Source organism: Paenibacillus sp. ALE3 (assembly GCF_054113405.1).
This window is the reverse complement of record NZ_CM134214.1, coordinates 1,830,957-1,852,438: the sequence shown is the minus strand read 5'-3', so window position 1 is coordinate 1,852,438 and position 21,482 is coordinate 1,830,957. Positions and strand designations below refer to the sequence as shown.

Here is a 21,482-nt window from a genome sequence, read left to right as displayed (position 1 = left end):
CCGACAAAACTAGAAGAAAACCCCGTAAAATCTACAAAGAAAATAGGTTTGACATGGTACGTTTAAACAATTTCCACCAGCCGGCCTTCTCGATCGCCACAGGCGAAGTGATATTAAACTCCTTAAGACGTTGTCCATCCTGATAGACGACCAGCTTACCAACGGGGTCACCCACCCGGACAGGAGCTTTAAGGCTTGGAGTCAGTTGCAGCTCGTGACGCAGTGTTTGTTTGTTGCCGCCTTTTTTCACCAGCACACTGTAAGAACGGTCCGCCTGAATTTCCAGCTCTGGTAATACACCTTTTTCAACTTTTACACTGCCCAGCTTTTCACCTGGCTTATATATGGATTTCATTGTATATTGAGAAAATGCGTAGTCGAACATGGAAGAAACCTCATTGTTGCGTATCTTCGTGTTCGGCTCACCGAGTACGACAGCTACGACACGTAAGCCATCACGCTTCGCCGTAGCGGAAAGGCAGAACTTTGCTTCTGACGTATAGCCCGTTTTCAGACCGTCTGCTCCGGTATAGAAGCGAACAAGCTTATTCGTATTCACCAGCCAAAAGGGCTTGACCGAGGATTTGCGCAAATAGTCCTGATACGCTCCCGTATATTTCGTAATTTGTGGATATTTCAACAGTTCCCGGCTCATAACCGCAATATCATGCGCAGAGGAATAGTGATTTTCTACGGGTAAACCGTTGCAATTGGCAAAATGCGTATCTTTGAGTCCGAGCTGCTGCACCTTGGCATTCATGATCTCGACAAAAGCCTGTTCAGACCCTGCAATTTTCTCCGCCATCGCTACAGAGGCGTCGTTGCCCGAAGCCATCGCAATTCCCTTCAGCATCTCATCGACCGTCATTTCTTCTCCCGGCTCCAAGAAAATTTGCGAGCCTCCCATTGAAGACGCATACTCACTGGCCCGTACTTTATCGGTCAGCTTGAGCTTGCCATCATGAATGGCCTCCATTGTTAGCAGCATCGTCATAATCTTAGTGATGCTTGCTGGAGGAAGCTTTTCACGACTATTTTTTTCATAGATGACTGTGCCTGTATCTGCATCCATCAAGATCGCCGAAAGAGCCTCGGGAGCCAGCTCAGCTGCTGATCTTACTTTGGTTTTGCTTTCAGGTCTGCTTTCTTCGGCCCAACCGCCGACAGGGACGGCAGTCAAGGCTACCAGACAAGCCAGGATGAACGCCACCACTTTTTTCTTCACAATCGGTCCCCTCCTCAACATATTGGCGTAAAGCATCGGAGCCCATTTACTGATCTCCCCGATCTATTCGCGTGCTGCTAACCATTGTCGTCAGATTGAAAGAAAAATATTCCATATGAATAAAAACATCAAATAGCACCAAGCTGAGCCAGCATGGTGCTATTTTCCAATCTATAAATGACACAACATGTATCGTCTGTAACAGGATCTATAAAAATCGTTCAAATCCGGCTAACGGTGAGGTATGTAATACCTCCACCCGGTAAAATATCCACTGCATTTTGACTAAACACCCGTATATCAATAAAAGAATTCGCTTCAAGTCTAAGTTCCATTGCTCCACTCAATGCACCATAGTTCAGCCCGCCAATCACCCTGTCATCGAGATATGCATAAGCAGAACTTCCGGCAAGCTGCTCATCATTCAGGTGAAGTGCCAGCCGTGTCCGGTTACCATCTACTTGGGGATCGGTCGAAATATAGACTTGTATTCTGTATTTCCCAGCTCGCTTGGCTCGCCACCGACTATTCGAACCATCGAATTCGGTCAACTCATCATGATTGATTTGATTGAACCTTACTTTCTGCCAGCTACCTGCAGGGATATTTTGCCTTAAACCAAGGTAGGCTTTGACAAAGGTTTCATTCAAATGTTCAATACCATTATTCGAATATTTCTCTACGAGCAACAACGCTTGCCCTGTCCCATTATTTTCGTCATAACGATGATTGCTATAGCTAAAATCCAAATGTGAGCGAAGTGTCACCTGCTGTGTGGAGGAGCTGCCAGAGAAACAAATAAGCTGTTTTAGATTACGGGGATATCCGCCCACCTCGTCCACCAAAACTTTTTTGCCAATGACCACATCCACAAAATAATTGCACACTGATTGGGTGTCATCGTATTTGTCTGCTATCGCCAAAATAGAGTCGCGCAAGGCAACATTTTTGGTTTCTTTCGTAGCACCAATTTGAATAAAAGAAGGTACTGTCACCTTGTGTTCTCTGCTTAGTCCCTCAAACCAGCAGCCTATAAATTCTGCATTCATAAAATCATTTATTAGAATGGGAATATCACTGGGGCTCCCATCCTTAATGTGCTGGCTAGCCATGAATCTCGCCCCGTTAGAACTATTCAGGTCCAGCGCCGTATCGTTTCCGAGCGTAAAAAGCGCAATGCTTGTAAACTGTGAACTTCTGTTCTGCAAGTGAATCCCTATTTTATTGTAATTTATCTCCGTGCATTTAAATAAGTTCACATCACTTTCATAGCCCCAAAAAGCCGTTTCAAAATGCTCAATCAACACGTTATCCAGGACAACGCCGCCGCCCTTCCAATCCTGAATGCCCGTAGTACCTTTGCCATAATACCCGCGCTTCACTGACTGCGAAAACGGATTATTTAAGGTAGCTCTGTCGGTCCCTTCGTACCGGATCGATAAGTCATGGAACTGCACATTTTGAAAGCCACTAAACGATGGCAGACTTTCGTCTCCAATTTGGAAACAAGGGCCCGTGCCATAATATTCAATCGATGTAACTCCCTTACCCTGTCGGTATCTCCCCTTATGAATCCCAAAAATGCGCATACCCTGCTTCCGAATCTGAAGGGTAGATGTTATTTTGTATCGGCCACTGGGGATGTGAAGAATGGAGTAATCGGGGGTCTTGTTAATCAATTCTTGCAAAGCTGCCGTGTCGTCCTGAATACCATCACCAGCAGCTCCAAACCAGCTTACGTTTACACTGCGTTCCATGAATTCTTTTTCAATGGCTTTAAAATTGTCATTTAACTGCTGAGGCGTTAACTCTTTGCCCGTACCACTCAAATTCAACTTCAATCGGTCTGTAAAATCTGCCACCCGAACACCCCCATTGTTAAAAACGTAAAAATACTTTCAGACTATGCCCGGTCATTTTCTTAGCATGGACTGAGTATATGCACAATAAGGCTTGCTCTAGGATCGTGAAAAATGAAAATAAATATTTTATTATGATTGTACAAGAAGATACATTTTGTATATTATAGATACATAACGTATCTAGGCGGTGAAACCGTGAAACACATACTCACAGTAGCCGGTTTACTGGCTTTCTCGATCCCCTTTGCCTGTCAGGGTTTGTCTCCCAGAGTGATCACGATTTCCCTGCTTATCTTGTTGTTTAGCTACACCATGCTTCTGCCTTCACTCAAGTCATTAATCGCAACCCTAGCTGATAATCCGTTGCTGACTTTACTTATGATGTACATCGCCGCCTCCTGTATATGGGCTGAACAAGAGCAGACTTCTTCCGTGCTCATGGTTCTCAAATTTATTGCCTTCTCTACCTTTGGACTCTATCTGGTCACCCATTATACAACACAGGGCTGCATACGCCTCTTAGTCGTTACATTAAGTATCCTGAGCGTACTCAATCTACTCGCCGTTGTACTCGTTCCTTCCTTTGCCATTCATGGCGGTGTAGAACATACTGGACTGTGGAAGGGAATCTCCGGTCATAAAAATACACTTGGAACCCTCTCGCTGTTAAGTTTTGTTTCACACGTCATTTATTTTTTCAGGGGCACACGCAAAGCTTTACATATTGGCTTCATCTTACTCAATACCTTATTACTCATCGAATGCCAATCTACCACCTCATTGGTGCTGACATCTTCACTGTTCGTATTTATTTTGTTTATATTACTATTCAAAAGAATTCGAAGCATCGCGTTGCGGGGGTTCTTTGTTAGCTGTTCCTGCTTACTTGTTCTTTTGGGTTTGGCACTTACCTTTACTTATGGAGATGCGATTGCCTCGGAATTCGGAAAAACAACAACCTTAACCGGAAGAACGGAAATCTGGCAGGGAATTGATGGTGCTATTCAGAGCCACTACTGGTTCGGCCATGGTTATGGCTCCTTCTGGGCAGCCCGGCCCAGCATTTATGCGAACGGCATCCGCTTTGATCTGACCAGCAGCCATAGCGGCTTTCGAGATCTGTGGATCGATGTGGGTCTTATAGGACTACTGGCAACGGTTATACTCGTCGTAACTACCTTATTTAAATTCAGAATCGGCAAAACAGATATGTATACTTGGCTTACGGCAGCCGTCTTTTTCCTGTTCATCGTGTTAAACAATATAACGGATAGCCGTTTTCTGAACTCATTATCCATCTACTGGATTATATTCATGGTCATTGTGATCAAGGTGCAAAAAGCGACATAGACTAACTGTAGCAGAAAAAGCGAATACAGCTGCATGGAGCACACGCCCTCTTCACTAGGCAATCTTACTCAGCTCAACCGCGGTATGTAAAAGAACCCCGTATCCCACGCCATCAAAAGGCGCTCGGATATGGGGTTCTTTGAATATAACCACCGTTTCGAATTGAAAATTATACTTAATCTACATTTGTGGAATAATCGCCAGTACCAATTTCAGAAATTGTTCACGTACCTTCTCTGCCGTCTCCATCACTTCACCATGAGACAAAGGCTGGTCCAGAATGCCTGCAGCCATATTGGTAATACAGGAGAAGCCCAAAACCTCAATCCCCGCATGACGAGCTACGATAACCTCAGACACGGTCGACATCCCTACTGCATCTGCCCCCAGTGTACGCAGCATAACGATTTCAGCAGGTGTCTCATAGTTGGGTCCCAGCAATCCGGCATATACACCTTCCTGCAGGCTGAAGCCTTGTTGGGTAGCTGTTTGTTTGGCAATTTCACGCAAGCGGCGGCTGTATGCCTCTGACATGTCTGGGAAGCGAACACCCAGAGCAGCATCGTTCGGTCCAATCAGCGGATTTTGTCCGGTCAGATTCAAATGATCCGAGATGACCATCAGATCGCCCGCTTTGTAGGAAGTGTTTACACCACCTGCCGCATTTGTCAAGAGCAGGCTTTGAATCCCGAGCTGCTTCATTACCCGAACAGGAAAAGCCGTCAGTTGCGGGCCATAGCCCTCATACATATGAAAGCGCCCCTTCATCATGACGACAGCGCGACCTTCAATAGTGCCTAACAGTAACTCCCCCTCGTGGCCTTCTACCGTTGATACGGGAAAATGGGGAATATCCTGATAGGGAATACTAACTCCATCTTGAATCAAATCTGCCAAAATACCGAGGCCCGATCCCAGAATAAGACCAATCTCTGGAGTTATTCCGCTCTTGGCACGGATATAGTCTGCTGCTTCCTGAATTGTAGCTTGGTTGGCTGTTGACATAAATATCTCTCCTGACTTGTACAATCGTAAAGTTATAGTCATTATCACATTTTCTATAATAGCAAAGCGACGTTACGTTTGATCCTTGCTATCATGAGAAGTGCGGTTGCCGCCGTGCGGGTGATGCATTTCATATACTTCCTTCATGTTCCGTCTAGCGGTCTGTGCATATACCTGCGTCGTTGATAGATCTGCATGACCCAGCATTTCCTGTACAGAGCGTAAGTCCGCTCCGCCCTCCAGCATATGTACCGCAAAGGAGTGTCGCAGCGTATGGGGCGTGATATCCTTGCTTATGCCTGCTTCCTGAGCGTACTTCTTAATTATTTTCCAGAAGCCCTGTCTACTGAGCCGCTGACCTGATACATTCAAGAACAAGGCTTCCTGCTCTGTCTGAGCCTCTTCACCCTGCCCGGGTCGCAGCAACGCTGGACGCTGCTCGTCCAAGTAAGCTTGTGCCCACTGTGATGCCTCACGACTGATCGGTACAACACGCTCCTTGCCCGCCTCACCGCCACAGTGCACAAAGCGCAAATCGATGCGCACATCACACACGTTCAGGGCAATCAGCTCTGATACGCGGATGCCCGTCGCATACAACAACTCTAGCATGGCCTTATCTCGCCCCCCCTGCGGGGCACTCACATCCGGCGCTGCCAGTAAACGCTCTATTTCATCCTGCGTCAACACCGAGGGCTTCTTTTTAGTGGCTTTGGGCAGTTCCACCAGAACGGACGGGTCATGGATTGCGATTCCCTCTCGAATGAGAAAATGAAAAAAGGAGCGTATCGAGGCGACGCTACGTGAAATTGTCGCCGCGGCTTTTCCCTGTTCCTTCAGATGCCCCAAATACAGCACCAGATGTGACCGCTGTACATTGTCCGGCTGCTCAAGGCCACAGCTTTCTGCGAACTCGGCAAACTGCTGTACGTCCCGCTGATACGCTTCCAATGTGCTGCGCGACAAACCTTTATCCTCTTCCATATATTGAACGAAAGGTTGAATATACATTTTCATGAGTTCCAAAAGTCTCCTTGTCCTGCATACAGCGATTCAAGTTGTTGCGCCTGCTTCTTCGTGTGCGGCCTTCATATCATCATCTCATCGTGAAGATTACATAGACTACTCACCATACCAATAAAAGAAACGTAAACGTTCCAACACTCCGATTCGTTGCTCGGACCCTTCATTCACTGTTTGTCCGCCAAATACCTTAACTGCATGTCCTTCCGGTATTCGGTAATGATCTACAGGTGTTATCCAATCTGTAAACAGCCTGAGGCTATAAAAGAACATACATGCCAACACCCCGAACAATATCAGCAAGCGCAGCCATTGTAGTCCTCTCCGTAATGATAGTACCATGTGGATCAGCCGCCTTCCCAAAATATAGTCCCTATGTAGGGCTCTCTATGGAAGGGTATGACAAGCTATTCCGTTTTATACCACTTGGTCCTACACAGTAAATTCCGAACCAAAAAAGCTCCCCCGAACGCGTCTTCGTCGGTGAGAGCTTGGGTAGTCAGCTTATTAATCCTGGGATTTGTTTTTCTTGGTTTTGCCCGAGGATTTCTGGGCAGTTGTATCGTTCTTCGCCTTACAACGATAACAAATACCGTGGAAGTCCAAACGATGATCCACTACAGTAAAATTATATTCCCGTTCCAAACGCTCCTCTAACGGTCCAAGCCAATCTTCCAGTATTTCATCTACACTGCCGCACTGCACACATATCAAATGGTGGTGGTGATGTTTGGCTGTATCGCCGCGTAAGTCATAACGCGCAACGCCATCGCCAAAATTAATTTTCTCCACGACATGCAGTTCACTTAGCAGTTCTAGGGTACGGTATACGGTTGCCAGACCGATTTCGGGAGCTTTCTCTTTGACGAGCATAAATACATCTTCCGCACTCAGATGATCATCTTCGTTCTCAAGTAAAACTCTGACGGTGGCTTCCCGCTGAGGCGTTAGTTTGTAGCCCTGGGATTGCAGCTGCTGCTTAATTTTTTCGATCCGTGCTTCCATGTGTCTCCCTCCCCCTGCAAAGCTACTGCCTACTGCACTTTTTTTCACTCCTATTATTATAGGGGGTCTATACAAATAAAGTCAAACATTTTGAAATGAGATCAAGATGTCACGGAAGCCGTCAGCATAGGAGTGACCCATTGCATCATAACCGGGGTGACCCAGGTTTCAAAGGATGCGCTGCCGATAAGCAGCACCATCATCACAGCAGTCAATCCTGCGTAAGAAAGCAACGGACGCAACATCCCGTCTGATGGCCGAGTAGCAAGTATTTTAGTTTTGATCATATGAATGGAAAAAGTCATCGCAGCCACACTACAGACGAGCAGTACCGGAATCACGAGCAGGTTATGTGGAGCAACGGAAACCAATGAAAATAATAGTCCTTTCCACGAATATTGCCCTACCATATAACCTACAGAAAATCCGATCAGCACACCCTTGAGAAAATTCAATACAAGAATACCTGGGAGTCCGATGACCGAAAGCCCGCATACCCAGATGAGGCCCACCCATTTAAGATGTAGTGATACGCTGTCCCAAAAGGTCGAGGCCGCCTGCGAATCAGCAAAGCCCTGCTTGTTTTGATTGACCGTCACAAAAAAATCCTTCAGGTAACGGGACAAATCCTGTAACTGTTCCAGGGAAAGTGCATTTACCATGAGTGCGCCAAAGACAACTCCCACTAGAAACAGTACAGCCAAGAAAACATAATACGGCGTCTGATCCTTTAACGTATGACGAAACCATTGCATCGGGTTCTGCCCCCTTCATCTGCTTGTTTGTCCAAAAAACAACCGTAGTCCGACGGCTGATGGCTAGAAATGGGGCAGCTTTCGCTACAAATCTAACATCACGAATGATGCGCCAAGCCAACGGCAGAGATATTTTATGGTTATGAACAAGCAGACGCTGATATGCCTTTTTAGGGAGACAAGACTTGACTAGGACACTTTACTATGATTTCGCTATTTTTCCGTATGTTCCACCACCACCGGATACCAGCGCCAGGCGTCCTTCGCGTGAAAGCACAATCTGCTCTGCCAACACTTTACCAACGACCTCTGACAGTTCCTCCTGCGTAACCTCATGTAAAATATTCATTTCTGTTCCGAAGGCTGCTAACAGCTGGTTCAGCTTGGCTTTACCCAAGCCTGGAATAAATTCTAGCGGAATCTGGTAAATGTACGGAGGACGATGGGAGGGAATTACGGGCTGTTCACGATCGGCAATGCTCCAGATTCGATCGAGCACACCCCGCACCAGCTTGGTATGGCCACAGTTAGGGCAACGTTCGTCCGCCATCTGCTGCTCATCAATAATCGTACCGCAGCTTTGACAGTAAGAGCGATGGTATTTTCCAAGTTTGGGATTCAAACCGTAGTTGGCACACACTCGCCGTCCTTCACGCCGCTCCAAAGCCATCCTGAATTCATCAAAACTCGGCTTCGCCAATGATAATTTGTTGTACTCTCGTCCAATTTTCCCGAGTGAATGGGCATCTGAATTTGTGAGAAAGCTGAAACGATCCAGCTCCGAAATCAAACCAGCCATAGATGAATCTGCACTCAGCCCCAGTTCCACCCCGCTAATGAGCTCCATATCCAGCAGTTCCTCCATACGGGCTGCAGAACTGCCGTAAATGCCCTTATGCGGAGTGAACACATGCGCAGGCACCATAATGCCTCCACGACCGTAAATTTGCTGCTGCAACTCACGTGGCGGTGCGTAGATCCGTTGTGAGCTGAGATTGACATTTTTCATATGCTTACTCAGCCATTGGGTAAAATCCTCCATCGCAGCCAGATCAGGAAAATAGGCCAGTACATGTGCTTCGGGACGACCTTCAGCCCGTATTTCCAGCTCCGTGCCAAGTAGAATCACTGTATCCCTGTATGCGATGCCACCACCGCTGATTTCTTCCATTTCACCTGTATGCAAATAGCTACGAATATCTTCCTGTACATTAGGCGCATGGCAGTCAATAATCCCGATAAGCCCAATCCCTTTGCGACCGGAGGCTTCCTTGGCTATATTGGCAAACGTTAGATCACGGCTACCACTAATTTTGACTGGAGCTCCTTTCTCCGTTCTGCCAATATGAATATGCAAGTCTGCAAAGTAGTTGTTAAGTTCTATTATATTTGTATCCATCCGCTTAGAAGCTCCCTGTTTGTTGGCGAATTTGCCATGCATAGACGGCCAGAATCGTTTTGGCATCACTAATGCGTCCTTCACGAATAAGCGTGTGCGCTTCTTCCAGGGTCACCTCAAATAGCTCCAGAAATTCATCCTCATCCGGTTCCATCTCACCTCGCTCCAGGTCTTCGGCCACATACAGATGTATGATTTCATCCGCAAAGCCAGGAGATGTATAAAAAGAGTGAAGCAGCTTCAACGATTTGGCTGTATAACCTGTTTCTTCTCGCAATTCACGTCCCGCTGCTTCCATCGGGTCTTCACCTTGCTCCAGCTTGCCTGCGGGGATTTCAACCTCACATCGCCCCATAGCTTGTCTGTACTGATCCACCACCAGCATTTTCCCTTCATGCAGAGCCAAAACTGCCACCGCACCTGGATGCTTTACGATTTCACGCTTTCCAGTGGAACCATCGGGAAGCTCTACCGTGTCTACCTGTACCGTAATGACCTTTCCTTCAAAAATAGGCTGTGTGGACACGGTCTTTTCCTCCAGCGCAGGATTGGAAAAAGGCTTGCGAAGTGTATTGTTTGTTGGATTGTTCACTTGTTCGTTCGTTTGGTCGTTCATCAGACATGTTGCCTCCTTCGTCTTCTATCTTTCTTTCATTATTAATTATCTCCAACATTAGTCTAACTTGTCCACTTGGGACATATGCTGGGGGTAGTATATCAAAACTTCTGCTATAAGGAGATTTCAGAACATGAAAAGTTACCGAACTGAAACCACCCTTCATATTGTTGGCAAAGCCTGGCAGATACAAGCCCTCCTGCGTCAATGGCAAAAGGAATACGGACCTACAGCCACTATTGCTTCGCTAACTGTTCCAAAAAAGGTTCAGATCTAAAGGAGGAACACCGTTCCTGTCTTTAGCCTGAACCCTTTTTTCGGTATATTGTAAATGTAAGAAGTAAGTCTTACTTTGTAGTTTCTTGGATCAGAGCTACGACTACTTCAGCAACCTTCACTAGATCATCGGCCTTGATCTTTTCCTCTGTGGTGTGGATGTTCTGGTAGCCTACCGCCAAATTCACCGTTGGAATACCAAGCCCGTTGAATACATTGGCATCTGAGCCGCCACCGGAATGGAAGGTTGATGTTGCCATTCCCAGTCCTTGAATGGCACGCTGTGCAACCTGTACAACTTCATCATGCTCCGTAAAGCTGAATGCTGGATAGATGACTTCACTGCGGAACTCTCCCTGAGCACCAAATTCACGCGTAGTGGTTTCGAGCGCTTCACGCATATGCTGAATCTGATGATTAACCTTTTCCTGTACAATACTGCGAGCCTCCGCACGGATCAATACAAAATCGCAGACCACATTCGTCGCGCCGCCGCCCTCGAAACTGCCGATGTTAGCAGTCGTCTCCTTATCAATGCGTCCCAATTTCATTTTAGAAATTGCTTTAGAAGCGACTTGAATGGCACTAATGCCATCTTCAGGATTGACCCCCGCATGAGCGGACTTTCCAGTAATTCTCATTTCAATACGTGCCTGTGTGGGAGCAGCTATACAAATAGAACCGACTTCACCGTTCGAATCCAAAGCGTATCCGAAGTCAGAATCCAGGACTTCCGGCTTCATCGCCCGTGCACCCATTAAACCAGATTCCTCGCCAGCCGTAATCACGAACTGAATTTGACCATGGGGTATGTTCTGCTCGCGCACGACACGAATCGCCTCGAACAAAGCAGCAATCCCAGCCTTGTCGTCCGCACCCAGAATTGTTGAACCATCACTGCGAATCCAGCCATCCTCACCCAACTGCGGTTTGATTCCTTTGCCTGGAGTCACGGTATCCATGTGACAGGTGAAAAATATTTTGGGTGCTTGCTCCACACCTTCCGCTTTCCAGGTAACAATCAAATTGCCCGAACCATGTCCCGTTCTTTCGCGAGAATCATCTTCTACGACTTCCAGTCCTAGTGCATTAAACTTTTCTTTCAGAACACGTGATATTTCCTGTTCATGCTTCGTTTCACTATCCACCTGTACGAGTTCCACAAATTCCTGTACGATTCGGTCTTTTACTATCTCTACTGTCATTAAACTTTCCTCTCTTTCCCGATTACGTTACAATACGGATAGATGTTCTTATCTATGACTTAAACCTATCCTAAAGGAGTTACACATGTCTAACAAAAAATGGGTTCGTTTTTTCGTCTACGTTATGCTCGCAGCTATGATTGGTTCTACACTGTTCATGGTGATTGAGCCGTTTATTATGCCACTATAATAGCTATACCGCTCAAGGTTGAACTACTTCAAGATCCGTTGAAGCTATGTGTAGACGAGCTGCTGCACAAGCAAAGAGGCGGGCTCCCGTGTTAATTACACAATTGCCCGCCTGACCTTTATTGGAAGGAATGCGTTTGCCATTGCGCAGCAAATGAAAATTGCTGTTCAAAGTACGGTACAATTTCCTTCGCAATCTGTTCCACCGAAAAAGACTGCTGTGTACAGTCCTCTAATGATGTCACACCGTATTCCTGAATTCCGCACGGAACAATGCCTTCAAAGCCCTCATGCTGTATTCCTGACTTGATGTTAAAGGCAAAGCCATGGCTGGTTACGAAGCCTCGACGGTGCTTACATTTGTTAAATTTGACACCAATAGCCGCAATTTTAAGATTCCCGATCCATACCCCCGTATATTCAGGCTTACGGCTCCCTTCAATCCCATAAGATGCCAGCAACTGAATGATCACTTCTTCCAGACTTCGAAGGTATCCGTGCAGATTTAACGCCTCTCGGTTGCCAAGCACAAGTAGGGGATATCCGACAAGTTGCCCTGGTCCATGATATGTAATGTCTCCCCCACGATCAATCTGAAAGACGCTGATTCCCTGCTCTTTCAGCTGCTCTGGTGTAAGGAGCAAATGCTCAGGATGCCTCTGGGAACCAATGGTGTAGGTTGGTGGATGCTGGAGAAGCATAAGCGTTTCTCTCGCCTCCCCCGCATCCAGCTTTCCCACAATCTCCTTCTGGACATCCCAAGCATGGGCATATTCCATCCTATTCGTATAGGTTACATCAAGCGGTCGTCTATTCACGGCCTGTCACTTCCTCTCCGTCCATTTACCTAACTGTTCGGATGATTAGTACAGCTTCGTATCCAAGGTGTAGCCTTCTAGATTTTCTTTAACCCGTTGCAGGAATCGTCCGCAAATCACTCCATCTAAAATACGATGATCCAGCGACAGACACAGATTAGCCATTGAGCGCACCGCAATCATATCATCAATGACCACTGGTCTTTTGACAATGGATTCAAAGGTAAGAATTGCAGCCTGCGGATAGTTAATCACCGGATAAGATAAAATTGAACCAAAGGAACCTGTGTTGTTGACGGTGAACGTTCCACCCTGCATGTCGTCCAGTTTGAGTGTACCTTCGCGAGTTTTACGTGCCAAATCGTCAATTTCACGAGCTAAGCCAGCAATATTTTTCTGATCGGCCTTTTTAATAACAGGAGTAAGAACGGAGTCCTCTGTACCTACGGCCAACGAAATATTGATGTCTCTTTTGATGATAATTTTATCCACTGCCCATACCGAATTCATGATCGGATATTCCTTGATTGCATTCACGACTGCTTTCATGAGAAAAGCAAGATACGTAATATTGATGCCTTCTTTTTGTTTGAACTCGTTTTTGATCTTGTTGCGGAGCATCACTAGATTGGTCACATCCACTTCAATCGTCGTCCAGGCATGAGGAATTTCCGAAACACTTTGCCGCATATTGCGGGCAATTGCACTACGAATGGGTGTAACATCAATAAAATACTCGGATCTGTTATTGTTGCCACCCTCAACTTCGATCATAGGAACTTTTGGAGCTTCCGTTAAATGAATGCCACTGTTGCGCACCGGAATCGCAGGGTCCATATTTTGAACTGGTGCACTATGCTGAACGGCAGACTGCTGGAGTCCTGTAAAAGGAGATCCTTGCCCTTGCGTGGTTCCACTCGTCTGACCAGTCACTCCAGTTGGAGCAGAGCCGCCCTGCTGCACAAAATTCAACACGTCTTTGCGGGTAATTCTTCCCCCCATGCCTGTGCCTGGCACTCTGCTTAGGTCTACATTGTGCTCAGCAGCCAGTGTTTGGACCGCTGGAGAAAAACGTCCGCGCATGGACTGATCCGATCCAGCACTCTGCTGGGATTGTGCTTGCACGTTGCTTTGGGATGCTGATGCCGCAGGTGTCCCTCCTGTTGATGCTGTAGGTGCAGCCGACTTCGTCTGGATACGGCAAATCAACTCGCCTACCGCTACCGTCTGACCTTCCTCTGCCAACAGGTCACCCATAATCCCATCCAATGTGGAGGGAATTTCTGCGTTCACTTTATCTGTAATGACCTCGCAAATTGGCTCGAATTGCTCTACTGGATCACCAGGTTGTTTCAGCCATTTGGCGATTGTCGCTGATACGAGCGATTCAGCCAATTGCGGCATGGTCACGTCGTTCCATTGTGTTTGGTCTGACATTTTTTTCAACTCCTTAACATCATAGAAGGGCGCGTTTTATCGCTGCCCCACTACACTTATGGAATGCTTTCGCCCGAATCTGCTCTATATTAATACATTGCGAGACGACGCATGGCTTCCTTCACTTTATCCTTGTTTAACATATAAAACTTCTCCATCGGTGGACTGATCGGCATGGCTGGCACATCAGGAGCGCACAGACGCTCAATCGGTGCATCCAGTTCGAACAGACACTCTTCATTAATAATAGCCGATACTTCGGCACCGATACCGCCCGTTTTGTTGTCCTCATGAACGATTAAAACCTTACCTGTATGTCGTGCAGCCTCAATAATGGCTTCGCGATCCAAAGGCTGGAGTGTGCGCAAATCCACAACATGTGCGGTAATGCCCTCTTCCTTCTCCAATTCTTCAGCTGCCTGCATAACAAAATGCAACGGCTGGCTATATCCGATGACCGTAATATCGTCACCTTCACGTAGCAGATTAGCCTTGCCAATTGGAACGATATAATCATCCTCAGGCACTTCACCCTTAATCAGCTTGTAGGATTTTTTATTTTCAAAAAACAGCACTGGATCAGGGTCACGAATGGCTGCTTTCAACAATCCTTTGGCATCATAAGGTGTAAATGGAGCAACAATTTTTAAACCTGGTGTACCAAAAAAGATAGATTCTGGACACTGAGAATGATATAAACCACCAAAAATACCGCCACCGATGGGGGCGCGGATCACCACAGGGCAATTCCAATCGTTGTTAGAGCGGTAGCGGATTTTAGCCGCTTCACTAATAATCTGATTCGTCGCCGGCAGCATGAAGTCCGAATATTGCATTTCGGCAATCGGCTTCATTCCGTACATCGCCGCACCAATCGCAACGCCTGCAATCGCCGACTCTGCCAACGGCGTATCCATGACACGTTGCTCACCGAATTGGTCCATGAGCCCTTTAGTCGTTGTAAAAACACCGCCTTTTACGCCGACGTCCTCACCTAATACAAAAACCGTTTCATCCTGTTCCATTTCTTCTTTCATAGCAAGACGTATCGCATCAATATATTCCATAATCGCCATCGTTACCGCCCCTCCCCATCGCTATCAGCATACACATGCAGTAGCGTATCTTCAGGCTTAGGAAAAGGCGCATTATCTGCATATTCAATGGCTTCCTTGATTTCGAGCAGCAGCTCGGCCGATAGATCTGCATCTTTGGCCTCGTCCCAAATGCCGCATTCAATCAAGTAACTCTTCATGCGGGCTACGCCGTCCTTGGCCCAGTTCTTATCCACTTCCTCCTTGGTCCGGTAAGCCAGATCATTATCCGAGGTGGAGTGAGGGGACAGACGGTACATCATCGCTTCGATTAGCGTAGGACCTTCACCGCGGACAGCACGTTCACGTGCTTCCTTCACCGCGGCATATACGGCTAGCGCATCATTACCGTCGACACGAATACCAGGGAATCCGTAACCCAATGCCCGGTCGCTTACCTTTCCTGCCAACTGCTTATGAATCGGAACCGATATTGCATATTGATTGTTCTCACACATAATGATGACTGGCAGCTTCTGTACACCTGCAAAGTTACAGCCTTCGTGAAAATCCCCCTGATTACTGGAGCCTTCCCCAAACGTAACAAACGATACAAAATTCTTTTTCTGCATCTTGGCGGCCAACGCTACACCCACTGCATGTGGTACCTGTGTCGTCACTGGGCTGGAGCCTGTCACAATACGCAGCCGTTTACTACCAAAATGCCCTGGCATCTGGCGCCCTCCACTATTAGGGTCATCTGCCTTGGCAAATGCCGACAGCATCAATTCGCGCGGCGTCATGCCGACTGCAAGCACGAATCCGTAATCCCGGTAATAGGGAAGGAAATAGTCCTTTTCCCGGTCTAGAGCGAAAGCTGCACCTACTTGTGCCGCTTCCTGTCCAATGCCGGAAACGTGGAAATTAATTTTCCCTGCCCGTTGCAGGAGCATGTTGCGCTCGTCAAATCTTCTTGCGAGCAACATATATCTGTACATGTCAATTACTTGTCCGTGAGTAAGTCCCAGCTGCTCATGTCTGAAGCCAGCGTCTACAGCGCCTTTAGAACTCATTGAGGCACCTCCTTAAATGTCAAACATCCTACTTTCAGCACCTAGTACCATCTTGTCTTAAAACCTGGTACTAAACTCTGACTAACCCCATTATAATCCTTTTCGCCCCAAAAAGAAAAGTACCGATTTATTTGAAACGTTTATATGCCTATCGCTTGTCCATCAACTGCCAGCATCGCTTCTCCCAAAATCTCCGACAACGTTGGATGCGGATGAATAAGCTGTCCGACTTCCCACGGCGTAGCATCCAGCAATTGCGCAAGAGCGGCCTCGCTGATCAGATCCGTTACATGCGTACCGATCATATGTACACCGAGAATATCATTGGTTTGCTGGTCCGCCACCACTTTCACGAAGCCGTCTCGACTACCGTATACTAGCGATTTTCCGATAGCTTGGAAAGGGAACTTCCCTGTTTTCACCTGGTGTCCACGTTCACGGGCTTCCTGCTCCGTTAAGCCGACGCTTGCGGCTTCAGGACGTGTGTAAATACACCGCGGAATCATATAGTTGGGTACGCTGTGAAACTCTTCGCCCGCCAAATGATGAACTGCCTGCAAGCCTTCATGACTCGCGGCATGGGCCAGTTGTAAGCCGCCGATGCAATCCCCGATGGCGTAGATATGTGGCTCATTTGTCTGCAAATGCTCATTAACCGAGATAAAGCCACGCTCCACGCGGATATCCGTATTTTCCAACCCGATATTTTCGACATTCGCCTGACGACCTACAGAAATGAGCAGTTTGGAAGCACTGAGGGTTTCGGTTTCTTCACCTTTTTGCACGTCAATCTGTACGCCTTCCTCATCCTTGCCGTAGGTTTCAGCCTTCACCTGTGCCCCCGTCAGCACCTTGACACCACGCTTGGTTAACAAGCGCTGCATTTCACGCGAAACGTCTTCGTCCTCCGTAGGAATAAGTCGATTCGCGGCCTCAACCACCGTAACCTCAACGCCAAAATCATTTAGCATGGAGGCCCATTCCACGCCTATGACCCCACCACCCACGATAATCAGGGATGCTGGCAGGTTCTCCATAGTCAATGCTTCGTCACTGCTCAAAATAAATTCGCCATCTGGCTCCAGTCCAGGCAGCACACGCGGACGTGATCCTGTTGCAATAATGAGGTGTGCCGGAACAATCGTCTCCATCTCACCATCTTCTAGTTCCACAGCCACTGCACCGCTTTTAGGAGAAAATATAGACGGTCCAATCACGCGTCCCTTACCGCTAAGCACCGTAATTTTATTTTTACGCATCAAAAATTGAACGCCCTGGTGTAGCTGCTCCACAACGGCTTCCTTACGTTCCTGAACCTTGGGAAATACAAGCTGTGCTCCAGATGTCTCAATACCATATTGTGCACTTTCTTTAATCGTTGCATATACTTCCGCACTGCGCAGCAAAGCCTTGCTCGGAATACAACCACGGTGCAGACAGGTTCCGCCGAGCTTGTCCTTTTCGATGATCACCACTTCCTTGCCGAGCTGGGCTGCGCGAATTGCTGCTACATACCCTCCGGTTCCTCCACCCAAAATAGCGACATCACAATGTATAGTCATGTTTCTCCTCCATTAACATTGATTATATATAGCTTATTGTACTCTCTTTATTTCACTGTACAAAATTTAGCGTTTAGGCATAGGCTGCAAATCATCATCTACCTAATCTAGATATCTCTCCATATCATTCATACAGTGCATCTCGTAATTTGGTAGACATTCTTGGACTTTGTGCTGATTTGGCTCGCAACGCCTTGCGAAACGATTCATTTTGCTTGCTCAGAAAATCAAGCTCTGTCTCCAACTCAATGATTAGCTCCAGAGCTTGCGGGCTAATCAGTCCTTGTTCCAGTAATGCTCTTTTTTTGGCACTATAATCCGTGTTTTTTTCGTCCATGCCTTCCACTCTTCCCTTCATTCCACTACGCTTCACCATATCATGCCCGCGGCGGCAGAGCAATGACGACCACATTTACGATTTAAGAATAGACATACAAAAACATGTCGAAAAACAATATATTTTCTCTAGTCTGTATGTGGCTCGTTATGGTAATCTATAATGGCGTTTTCTTTCGGAGATGAAGATTTACAGCGTTATGTACATGTTAAGAGAGGGGAATTCGCTTTGCCTACAGGACGAATTACGATTATTACAGGCCCCATGTTCAGCGAAAAATCCGGCGAATTGATTCGCCGTTGTCAGAAACTAATCCAATACGGGCATCGCAAGGTGGTCGCTTACAAACCAGCTGAAGATAACCGTTATGCGGAGGATGAAATTGTAAGCCGGATCGGATATCGGCTGCCCGCTATCTCTATTCCAAGAAAACTCACGGATGAGCTCGTTCAGCGTATTTTGCAAGAAACGAAAGATGCCGATGTGGTTGCCTTTGACGAAGTCCAGTTTTTCAGTCGGCATATTATGTCGCTCATACAAGAGTTAGCTTATTGCGGAAAGCATGTCATTGCCGATGGGCTGAATCTGGATTACCGTGGCAAGGAGTTCGGCTATGTCGGTGGTCTGCTCGCTATGGCAGATGACATCGAGAAGCTGACTTCCTTCTGCGCTGTATGCGGCAGCTCGGAAGCAGTATTTACACAACGTATGGTCAATGGAAAACCTTCCACTGTAGGACCTATCGTGATGATCGGCGATTCTGAGGCTTATGAGCCTCGTTGTCGTAAATGTTTTATACCTCCCCATAAAGTGAACTGCGATTAGTAAGCTACATGGGTCGGCAACTCCATGCGCCTAATTGTTTTCCATTACTTTTTTCTTGCATTTTTTTTGGAACGGTTCAAGCTATTCTCCCGTATATCCGGTTAAGCTGTACAAGTTTTAGTTTTCGAGTGTATACCATAACCATAAGATTATCGGGGGGACGGAATGATGAGTTTCTTTAACAAGATCTTAGCAAGTGCAGGAATCGGCTCAGCCAAAGTCGATACGTTAGTGGATCAAACTGTATATGTGCCTGGAGAAGAACTTAGCGGCATCATACGTATCAAGGGCGGTAAAATTGACCAGGAAATCGGCAAAATTGATATTGAGCTCAAGACTGAATATATCGTAGAGCACGATGATAAAAAAAACGTCACCACCTGCTGCATTGCGCGGATCAAGGTATCTGATGGCTTTCATCTAAAGCAAGGACAGGAGCTTGAAATCCCCTTTTCCTTCAGATTGCCTTTGGAAACCCCTGTTACTCATGCCAAACAGCCTGTCTGGCTGGAAACAGCATTGGATATTGGCATGGCTTTGGACCCGACCGATCGTGATTCACTTAAAATCGAGCCGCATCCTTATATGAGTACAGTGTTTGAGGCGGTTCACCTGTTAGGCTTCCGATTCCGTTCCTCCACCTGCGAACGTCACCCCAAGCTTGGACGCGGTGTTCCATTTGTGCAGGAGTTTGAGTTTACGCCTGGCTCGGAGTATGCACGGGATATCGAGGAGCTAGAGCTGATTATGCAGTTGGAACCCGAGGGGGTACATGTGCTTGTAGAAGTAGATCGGAGAGGCAGGGGCTTGTCCGGTTGGCTGGAGACAGCTTTTGATATGGATGAGCGTCATGCCTGGTTGAGCTTAAGCAGGGAAGAACTATCTTACGGACCAGATCATATAGCTGATGCGCTAGAGGAATTGATTGACAGGCAAATTCGCTAACAATGTAGTAAAACACTAACAAAAAAACTCCTAACCAATTTACTTACATACGGTTGGGAGTTTTTATTAATTATAAGAATTATTTAATGACGGTTCTCCATAGTCTGTATAGACTAAAGTGGCAGCATATCCTGTCTTTCCGCCTTATGCTTACACTCTTTACATACCCCATACAGCGAACCATTATCATCGGCATAAAAGGTTAATTTTTCTTCTTTTTTACAAAAGGAGCATTTTTGTTTACTCGTGCTCTGAATGGAGTCAAACAGTCCAAATCCAGCTTGGGCCTGAATATCGGCCGCTTTTGTATTCGCGCGTGTACCCGAAGACACTTTAGACTTCATTTCATTGCCAGTGCGGGATTGTCGAGCGGGCTTACGAGGGCGAAATTCAACAACATTACTGCCCCGATGTTCATCCGCTTGTTGATTGCCGCTACGTCCACGCCATGCCATAACAATCCAACCCAACACCACCAACAACACGCCGACGATCACCCAAGTCAGACTATTCCACATGCTCTCATCCCCTCTTTGCTTTAAAATCTTTTGCATTCATACCACTAGCCCGTTCAATGCGATGACTTTTGCCTATAACATATGATTGTATATATCCGTGTATACAGCCTCTGTGTTGTTCATTCGATTGCTACCCATGTAAAAATCTACCCTCCAGGGCAACATCCGACTCGCCTCTTAACGAGACATTGATCATGTTAGGTAAATCTTGGTATGCCGAGGAGTACATTGACCCTTTTTACAAATTGTACATGATTCTTTTGAAAAACGGTAATATCCACTCCATGGACACCGTTCTCCTTATCATAATGCTTATCTACTTTCCAAAGGTGAGGACAAAAATGTCCCAGATGGCTACATTACTCCCCTTGATAATAAAAATCAATGAATCTTTTCGTCAACGGATTAAATTTATCAAAACGTTTGCGATGCGGTAAAAAGCCTGACTTATGTACTTGTTCTGCTAATGTTTCTACTTGTTCAAATCGCTTGAAAAAGGGCAACGCGAAAATGTAGATATCTGCCATAATCTCTTGGATCACTCGTTCTCTTTCTGCTTCTATGGACACAAGGTAATCCCTGTTGCCCGTATATTTCTTGGTTAGAGCGATCAACTCACTGTGAAAACAAGCCCCTGTACTATACTTCTTTTTTATACTTTTGGATTCCACAGTAATGTAAACTTTTAATGCACTATATTTGGTCGCGCCGAAACAAATTTCAAATATAAATTCCTTGTTTTCTTTTTTCAAAACTTTTCTGCTTTTCAGATATTTAAAATCATTCAAAAATGGTGTAGCTATGATTTTGTCTATCGCTAACTGACGCAGGTCGCTTGCTTTAAGTTCAATTTTATTGTCCATGATATCACTCCAACCCAAAAGAATTTCCCACCATTATATCATATCTTTCCAATTACAGGCTCCGCATATCTCCACCTTTTAATCGCAAATATATTTATTAAAAAATGAATAGAAAAAGCCGCTCACAATTGGTCATACCCCTGTCAAGTAGACAGAACTA

The 21,482-nt window shown here is 46.4% G+C and carries 23 protein-coding genes; 5 read left to right on the top strand and 18 right to left on the bottom strand.

The window, feature by feature from the left end:
* Positions 1-31: 31 nt before the first annotated feature.
* Both ACXHJ2_RS08245 and ACXHJ2_RS08240 read right to left on the bottom strand, forming a co-directional pair.
* A complete protein-coding gene (locus ACXHJ2_RS08245) occupies positions 32-1,225 on the bottom strand; it encodes a D-alanyl-D-alanine carboxypeptidase family protein (protein WP_165082313.1) in 1,194 nt (397 codons plus the stop codon).
* Positions 1,226-1,446: 221 nt separating this feature from the next.
* Entirely contained in the window at positions 1,447-3,087 is a 1,641-nt protein-coding gene (locus ACXHJ2_RS08240; protein ID WP_165082311.1) for a glycosyl hydrolase family 28-related protein, read from the bottom strand.
* Positions 3,088-3,282: 195 nt separating this feature from the next.
* On the opposite strand from ACXHJ2_RS08240, the gene ACXHJ2_RS08235 reads away from it, so the two are divergent.
* Positions 3,283-4,437, top strand: coding sequence for an O-antigen ligase family protein (locus ACXHJ2_RS08235; RefSeq protein WP_457874732.1), 1,155 nt, complete (start codon positions 3,283-3,285; stop codon positions 4,435-4,437).
* A gap of 180 nt (positions 4,438-4,617) precedes the next feature.
* Here the strand turns inward: ACXHJ2_RS08235 and ACXHJ2_RS08230 are convergent, their stop codons facing one another.
* The 7 genes from ACXHJ2_RS08230 to ACXHJ2_RS08200 form a co-directional block, all read right to left on the bottom strand.
* On the bottom strand, positions 4,618-5,442 hold the full coding sequence (locus ACXHJ2_RS08230) for a purine-nucleoside phosphorylase (protein WP_165082307.1): 825 nt from the start codon (positions 5,440-5,442) through the stop codon (positions 4,618-4,620).
* A gap of 72 nt (positions 5,443-5,514) precedes the next feature.
* Complete coding sequence (gene xerD / locus ACXHJ2_RS08225; RefSeq protein WP_165082305.1) at positions 5,515-6,459, bottom strand: site-specific tyrosine recombinase XerD; 945 nt, start codon at positions 6,457-6,459, stop codon at positions 5,515-5,517.
* A 105-nt stretch (positions 6,460-6,564) separates the two neighbouring features.
* A complete protein-coding gene (locus ACXHJ2_RS08220) occupies positions 6,565-6,807 on the bottom strand; it encodes a YqzK family protein (protein ID WP_013371741.1) in 243 nt (80 codons plus the stop codon).
* Positions 6,808-6,972: 165 nt separating this feature from the next.
* Positions 6,973-7,470: a ferric iron uptake transcriptional regulator gene (gene fur / locus ACXHJ2_RS08215; RefSeq protein ID WP_013371742.1), complete on the bottom strand. Its 498-nt coding sequence runs from the start codon at positions 7,468-7,470 to the stop codon at positions 6,973-6,975.
* Between the two features lie 101 nt (positions 7,471-7,571).
* Positions 7,572-8,225 carry a stage II sporulation protein M gene (gene spoIIM / locus ACXHJ2_RS08210; RefSeq protein ID WP_013371743.1) on the bottom strand — a complete coding sequence of 218 codons (654 nt, stop codon included), beginning with the start codon at positions 8,223-8,225 and terminating at the stop codon, positions 7,572-7,574.
* A gap of 202 nt (positions 8,226-8,427) precedes the next feature.
* Entirely contained in the window at positions 8,428-9,624 is a 1,197-nt protein-coding gene (locus tag ACXHJ2_RS08205; RefSeq protein WP_165082303.1) for an endonuclease Q family protein, read from the bottom strand.
* 4 nt (positions 9,625-9,628) lie between these two features.
* A complete protein-coding gene (locus ACXHJ2_RS08200) occupies positions 9,629-10,240 on the bottom strand; it encodes an NUDIX domain-containing protein (RefSeq protein WP_165082301.1) in 612 nt (203 codons plus the stop codon).
* Between the two features lie 133 nt (positions 10,241-10,373).
* Here ACXHJ2_RS08200 and mciZ point away from each other — a divergent pair, with 133 nt between their 5' ends.
* Positions 10,374-10,517: a Z-ring formation inhibitor MciZ gene (gene mciZ / locus ACXHJ2_RS08195; RefSeq protein ID WP_013371746.1), complete on the top strand. Its 144-nt coding sequence runs from the start codon at positions 10,374-10,376 to the stop codon at positions 10,515-10,517.
* 70 nt (positions 10,518-10,587) lie between these two features.
* On the opposite strand, the gene ACXHJ2_RS08190 is transcribed toward mciZ, so the two are convergent.
* A complete protein-coding gene (locus ACXHJ2_RS08190; RefSeq protein ID WP_025675625.1) occupies positions 10,588-11,721 on the bottom strand; it encodes a tripeptidase T in 1,134 nt (377 codons plus the stop codon).
* Positions 11,722-11,806: 85 nt separating this feature from the next.
* Between ACXHJ2_RS08190 and prli42 the strand changes: the two genes are divergently transcribed.
* Entirely contained in the window at positions 11,807-11,911 is a 105-nt protein-coding gene (gene prli42, locus ACXHJ2_RS08185; RefSeq protein ID WP_016822268.1) for a stressosome-associated protein Prli42, read from the top strand.
* Positions 11,912-12,029: 118 nt separating this feature from the next.
* On the opposite strand, the gene lipB is transcribed toward prli42, so the two are convergent.
* The 6 genes from lipB to ACXHJ2_RS08155 form a co-directional block, all read right to left on the bottom strand.
* A complete protein-coding gene (lipB, locus tag ACXHJ2_RS08180) occupies positions 12,030-12,728 on the bottom strand; it encodes a lipoyl(octanoyl) transferase LipB (protein ID WP_025675624.1) in 699 nt (232 codons plus the stop codon).
* 45 nt (positions 12,729-12,773) lie between these two features.
* Entirely contained in the window at positions 12,774-14,165 is a 1,392-nt protein-coding gene (locus tag ACXHJ2_RS08175; RefSeq protein ID WP_058829755.1) for a dihydrolipoamide acetyltransferase family protein, read from the bottom strand.
* Positions 14,166-14,254: 89 nt separating this feature from the next.
* Positions 14,255-15,241, bottom strand: coding sequence for an alpha-ketoacid dehydrogenase subunit beta (locus ACXHJ2_RS08170; RefSeq protein ID WP_013310796.1), 987 nt, complete (start codon positions 15,239-15,241; stop codon positions 14,255-14,257).
* 2 nt (positions 15,242-15,243) lie between these two features.
* On the bottom strand, positions 15,244-16,272 hold the full coding sequence (locus tag ACXHJ2_RS08165) for a thiamine pyrophosphate-dependent dehydrogenase E1 component subunit alpha (RefSeq protein ID WP_165082299.1): 1,029 nt from the start codon (positions 16,270-16,272) through the stop codon (positions 15,244-15,246).
* A gap of 140 nt (positions 16,273-16,412) precedes the next feature.
* Positions 16,413-17,834 carry a dihydrolipoyl dehydrogenase gene (gene lpdA, locus ACXHJ2_RS08160; RefSeq protein ID WP_165082297.1) on the bottom strand — a complete coding sequence of 474 codons (1,422 nt, stop codon included), beginning with the start codon at positions 17,832-17,834 and terminating at the stop codon, positions 16,413-16,415.
* A gap of 124 nt (positions 17,835-17,958) precedes the next feature.
* Complete coding sequence (locus tag ACXHJ2_RS08155) at positions 17,959-18,192, bottom strand: hypothetical protein (RefSeq protein WP_040103867.1); 234 nt, start codon at positions 18,190-18,192, stop codon at positions 17,959-17,961.
* A gap of 207 nt (positions 18,193-18,399) precedes the next feature.
* Here ACXHJ2_RS08155 and ACXHJ2_RS08150 point away from each other — a divergent pair, with 207 nt between their 5' ends.
* Both ACXHJ2_RS08150 and ACXHJ2_RS08145 read left to right on the top strand, forming a co-directional pair.
* On the top strand, positions 18,400-18,996 hold the full coding sequence (locus tag ACXHJ2_RS08150) for a thymidine kinase (protein WP_185156523.1): 597 nt from the start codon (positions 18,400-18,402) through the stop codon (positions 18,994-18,996).
* A gap of 168 nt (positions 18,997-19,164) precedes the next feature.
* On the top strand, positions 19,165-19,941 hold the full coding sequence (locus ACXHJ2_RS08145; RefSeq protein WP_165082461.1) for a sporulation protein: 777 nt from the start codon (positions 19,165-19,167) through the stop codon (positions 19,939-19,941).
* A 113-nt stretch (positions 19,942-20,054) separates the two neighbouring features.
* Here ACXHJ2_RS08145 and ACXHJ2_RS08140 read toward each other — a convergent pair whose 3' ends face one another.
* The gene (locus ACXHJ2_RS08140) at positions 20,055-20,459 is read right to left on the bottom strand and encodes a hypothetical protein (RefSeq protein ID WP_165082293.1); all 405 of its coding nucleotides are present in this window, start codon (positions 20,457-20,459) and stop codon (positions 20,055-20,057) included.
* Between the two features lie 359 nt (positions 20,460-20,818).
* Positions 20,819-21,322: a hypothetical protein gene (locus ACXHJ2_RS08135; RefSeq protein ID WP_165082291.1), complete on the bottom strand. Its 504-nt coding sequence runs from the start codon at positions 21,320-21,322 to the stop codon at positions 20,819-20,821.
* Positions 21,323-21,482 lie beyond the last annotated feature (160 nt).